Origin of the sequence: Streptomyces sp. WAC 04229, from assembly GCF_003947455.1 — a bacterium.
Taxonomy (GTDB): Bacteria; Actinomycetota; Actinomycetes; order Streptomycetales; family Streptomycetaceae; genus Streptomyces.
The window spans coordinates 1-4,457 of record NZ_QHJH01000322.1; the positions used below are offsets into that span (position 1 = coordinate 1).

Annotated in this window: 6 protein-coding genes and 1 tRNA gene; 4 read left to right on the forward strand and 3 right to left on the reverse strand. The window is 70.6% G+C overall.

What is annotated here, in order from left to right:
• Window positions 1-175 precede the first annotated feature (175 nt).
• Complete coding sequence (locus DMH12_RS37350) at window positions 176-832, forward strand: SDR family oxidoreductase (protein ID WP_125495717.1); 657 nt, start codon at window positions 176-178, stop codon at window positions 830-832.
• 73 nt (window positions 833-905) lie between these two features.
• On the opposite strand, the gene DMH12_RS37355 is transcribed toward DMH12_RS37350, so the two are convergent.
• Entirely contained in the window at window positions 906-1,124 is a 219-nt protein-coding gene (locus DMH12_RS37355) for a hypothetical protein (protein WP_125495718.1), read from the reverse strand.
• Window positions 1,125-1,511: 387 nt separating this feature from the next.
• Between DMH12_RS37355 and DMH12_RS40390 the strand changes: the two genes are divergently transcribed.
• Complete coding sequence (locus DMH12_RS40390) at window positions 1,512-1,826, forward strand: hypothetical protein (protein WP_312023998.1); 315 nt, start codon at window positions 1,512-1,514, stop codon at window positions 1,824-1,826.
• A gap of 92 nt (window positions 1,827-1,918) precedes the next feature.
• Here the strand turns inward: DMH12_RS40390 and DMH12_RS37365 are convergent.
• Window positions 1,919-2,000, reverse strand: a tRNA-Tyr gene (locus DMH12_RS37365).
• 235 nt (window positions 2,001-2,235) lie between these two features.
• Between DMH12_RS37365 and DMH12_RS37370 the strand changes: the two genes are divergently transcribed.
• Window positions 2,236-2,724, forward strand: a complete 489-nt coding sequence (locus tag DMH12_RS37370) for a YajQ family cyclic di-GMP-binding protein (RefSeq protein ID WP_125495720.1) — start codon at window positions 2,236-2,238, stop codon at window positions 2,722-2,724.
• Window positions 2,725-2,801: 77 nt separating this feature from the next.
• Here DMH12_RS37370 and DMH12_RS37375 read toward each other — a convergent pair whose 3' ends face one another.
• On the reverse strand, window positions 2,802-3,068 hold the full coding sequence (locus DMH12_RS37375; protein WP_125495721.1) for a GlsB/YeaQ/YmgE family stress response membrane protein: 267 nt from the start codon (window positions 3,066-3,068) through the stop codon (window positions 2,802-2,804).
• A gap of 139 nt (window positions 3,069-3,207) precedes the next feature.
• Between DMH12_RS37375 and DMH12_RS37380 the strand changes: the two genes are divergently transcribed.
• Complete coding sequence (locus tag DMH12_RS37380; RefSeq protein WP_125495722.1) at window positions 3,208-4,452, forward strand: APC family permease; 1,245 nt, start codon at window positions 3,208-3,210, stop codon at window positions 4,450-4,452.
• The last annotated feature ends 5 nt before the right edge of the window (window positions 4,453-4,457 follow it).

The following is a 4,457-nucleotide window of genomic DNA, read 5'->3' on the forward strand; positions in this document are numbered from 1 at the left end:
GGGTGGGCAAGGCGCCTCTGCCGTTTCTCCCGTGGCCGCACCGGCATCCGTGGCCGTCCCGGGGAGCGGGGCCGAAGTCGTGCTGCGGGGGCGAAGTCGTGCGGCCTGGCAGAAGTCGTGCAGCGGCGCTGAAGTCGTGCGGCGGGGGCGGCTGTCGGGGCGTACGGTCGAAGACATGCGCATTGTCATCGCTGGTGGTCATGGTCAGATCGCGCTGCGGCTGGAGCGGTTGCTCGCCGCGCGCGGCGACGAGGTGGCGGGCATCATCCGCAAGGCCGAGCAGGCCGACGATCTCCGCGCGGCCGGTGCCGAACCGGTCGTGCTCGATCTGGAGTCGGCCTCACTGGAGGAGGTCGCGGAGTGCCTGCGGGGCGCCGACGCGGCGGTCTTCGCCGCGGGGGCGGGTCCGGGGAGCGGGGTGGCCCGCAAGGACACGGTGGACAAGTCGGCGGCGGTCCTCTTCGCGGACGCGGCGGTCCGGGCGGGCGTGCGGCGCTTCGTGGTCGTGTCCTCCATGGGCGCCGACCCCACGCACCAGGGCGACGAGATCTTCGACGTCTACCTGCGCGCCAAGGGCGAGGCCGACGCGCACGTGCGCTCACTGGACGAGCTGGACTGGACGATCCTGCGCCCCGGCATGCTGACGGACGACGCGGGCACCGGCCTCGTACGGCTGGAGGCCCACACCGGCCGCGGCCCCGTCCCGCGCGACGACGTGGCCGCGGCCCTGGCCGAACTGGTGGACACCCCGGCGACGCACGGCCTGACCCTGGAGCTGATCAGCGGTTCGACACCGGTGTCGGTGGCGGTGAAGTCGGTGGCCGGGAACTGAGGCGGGCTCCCTGGCCGGGCGGGGCGAACGGGTCGCGGGGAGGCAGGAGGCGCCGGGCGGACGCGGGACGCGGTCAGAACAGGGGCAGCTGTCCGGGGAAGTCGGGGACGACGTACCCGTCCAAGGACGGCTGCGCCGCGCCGAGTTGCGCCGTCCGCCGTGATCCCGGACAGGACACCAGCTCGCCGCCGCCCCGCGCTCCGGGCGGGTCATGGCGCGCGTACCGCCCCGCGACGACGGCGATCTCGCGACGGCACTCGGGGCACATTCTGCGACGGGAGGACGAGGCCATGGCCCCAGTCTGCCCGCAACGCACGCCCGCCGGGCGGCCACGGGCGCGGGCCTCTTGGGCGAGGCACATGACGAAGGGCCTCTGATGTCCGGCGAGCGCTCATGTGTACGGCTCGGCCGGAGAGCACTCTCGGAGACGGCGCGACAGTTTGATTCAATGACCCTCATGGTGACGGACGGCACATTCCTGGGACCGTTGGAACTGGTCAGCGGACGTTGGGGAGTCGGAGACGCCACGCGATCCGACGCCCACTGGGTGGAGTTTCGTCCGGACGGGCTCCACCAGCACGAGCCAGGCTCAGAGGGACGGCTCATCCCGTGGTCCAGGATCATGACCGGCATCTGGTTCAGCTGGGGGAAACACTCCTGGAGCTCGAACAGCAGGGGCATGTACACGCTGAGAGGAAGGGTCGCCGGGAGCAGCGGCGGCTGGATGCACATGACGCTGCGCCACCCGTACGAGAACCACCCACTCCGCTTCGACCAGCACACCCGCCCGTATCGGGCGGTGGATGCCCTCCGGCTGGAGAGCCTGCTGCGGCAGCTCGTCGACGAGGGACAGCTCCACCTGCTCGGCGACCCGGAATGGGTGGGCCGCGCCGTGGCACACCTGACCGGCGGGAAGAACAGCTGGCTCACGAACCGAGCGCTGCAACGGGTGGCGACGGAGGCCATAGCAGCAGCCGGCCCCGGCCGGTCCTGACGACGCCCCCGGCCTGCACTCTTCGTCGGTCCGTGAACGCCGAAAGGGTCTGCGACCAGCATTGCTGCTGGTCGCAGACCCTTTCGGTCTTGTGGCGGCGCCAGGATTCGAACCTGGGAAGGCTGAGCCGGCAGATTTACAGTCTGCTCCCTTTGGCCGCTCGGGCACACCGCCGGGGTTTGCTGCCTGGCGAGCCGCTTTTCGGCGGCGCTCCGTGGCAACGACGTAAACAATACCTGATGTGGCGGGGTGCTTCGCCACCCGATTGATCGCCGCTCGGGGGTCGGCGGGTGGCTAGGCTGGTCCGGATGCGGCCGAGGGACCCTGGGAGGGCTCGGCGGCCGCCGACACATGCCGGTACGGGCCCATACCGGGCCGACACGCACCCAGATACAAGGAGCCACAGGACATGGCCGACTCCAGTTTCGACATCGTCTCGAAGGTCGAGCGGCAGGAGGTCGACAACGCCCTCAACCAGGCCGCCAAGGAGATCTCGCAGCGCTACGACTTCAAGGGCGTGGGCGCCTCGATCTCGTGGTCCGGCGAGAAGATCCTCATGGAGGCCAACTCCGAGGACCGGGTGAGTGCCGTCCTCGACGTCTTCCAGTCAAAGCTGATCAAGCGCGGCATTTCGCTGAAGGCTCTGGACGCGGGCGAGCCGCAGCTCTCCGGCAAGGAGTACAAGATCTTCGCGTCGATCGAGGAGGGCATCTCCCAGGAGAACGCGAAGAAGGTGGCCAAGCTCATCCGCGACGAGGGCCCCAAGGGCGTGAAGGCCCAGGTGCAGGGTGAGGAGCTGCGGGTCTCGTCGAAGAGCCGTGACGACCTGCAGACCGTCATCACCCTGCTGAAGGGCCAGGACTTCGACTTCGCGCTGCAGTTCGTCAACTACCGGTGAGTTGCTACGGACGGCAGGGGTGGGCGCCCGGCGGCGCCCACCCCTGCCGTCTGCGGTTCACGCGCGTGCGGTCGCGTTCAGTCGCGTGAGTTGCCGAAGAGAAGCCGGTAGGCGATCAGGAGCACCAGTGCGCCGCCGATGGCCGCCGCCCAGGTGGCGCCGTCATAGAAGTCCTTGCTGATCGGGTGGTCCAGCCAGCGGGCCGATATCCAGCCGCCGATGAACGCCCCCGCAATGCCGATCACGGTCGTGCCGATCAGCCCTCCGGGGTCCCGTCCCGGCAACAGGAACTTGGCGATGGCCCCGGCCAACAGTCCCAGGATGATCCAGCTGATGACGGTCATGCCGTGACCCTGCCCTTTCTCGCTGCGCCTGCACCTTCCCGGTGCTGTGGGCTCTTTCCTTCGCGGTGTTCATGTCCTCTTGGCGGGGAGGACGTTGCGAGCGCGTCCGGTGGTTGCGCTGATCAGTATGGTGCGACCCATGACACCTGCGGGTTCTGAGCTGCGTCGCACGCTGGGTGTGGGCGACACCGTCGTCGTCGGGCTCGGCGCGATGATCGGCGCCGGGATCTTCGCCGCCCTGGCTCCGGCGGCGCGCGCGGGCGGGTCGGGGTTGCTGATCGGCCTCGCGATGGCGGCCGTGGTGGCCTACTGCAACGCCATGTCCTCGGCGTGGCTGGCCGCCCGCCATCCGGTTTCGGGCGGCACGTACGTCTACGGGCGCGAGCGGCTCGGGGAGTTCTGGGGATACCTCGCGGGCTGGTCGTTCATCGTCGGGAAGACGGCCTCCTGTGCTGCCATGGCGCTCACCGTGGGCGCCTACGTCTGGCCGGATGGGGCGCATGTGGTGGCGGTCGCGGCCGTGGTGGCGCTGACCGCGGTGAACTACGGCGGCATTCAGAAGTCCGCGTGGCTGACGCGGGTGATCGTGGCGGTCGTCCTGGCTGTCCTCGCTTCCGTGGTGGTGGTCTGCCTGGGGTCGGGGCGGTCCGATGCCGGGCGGCTGGACATCGGGGTGTCGGAGGGCGCCGGCGGGGTACTGGAGGCGGCCGGGCTGCTGTTCTTCGCGTTCGCGGGGTACGCCCGGATCGCGACCCTCGGTGAGGAGGTGCGGGATCCTCGGCGCACCATTCCCCGCGCGATCCCGCTGGCCCTGGGGATCACGCTGGCGGTGTACGTGTGTGTCGCGGTGGCCGTCCTCTCCGTGCTGGGCCCGGTGGGGCTGGGGCAGGCCCCGGCGCCGCTGGCGGACGCGGTGCGGGCGGCCGGTGTGCCGGGGCTCGTACCGGTCGTGCGAGTGGGCGCGGCGCTGGCGGCGCTGGGATCGCTGCTGGCGTTGATCCTGGGTGTGTCACGGACGACGCTCGCCATGGCCCGGGACCGTCATCTGCCCGAAGCGCTGGCCGCGGTGCATCCGCGTTTTCAGGTGCCGCACCGGGCCGAGCTGGCCGTGGGCGCGGTCGTCGCCGTCCTGGCTGCCACGGTGGACGTGCGGGACGCGATCGGCTTCTCCTCCTTCGGTGTGCTCGTGTACTACGCGGTGGCCAACGCGTCGGCCTGCACGCTCGGCCGGTCGAGGGCGTCGCGGGTGGTACCGGCGCTGGGTCTGATCGGGTGCGTGGTGCTCGCCTTCTCGCTTCCGGCGGTGTCGGTCGTCGTGGGTGTGGGTGTGCTGGCGGTGGGTGTCGTCGCGTACGGCGTGCGGGGGCAGCAGGTCTCGCGGTAGGTGGC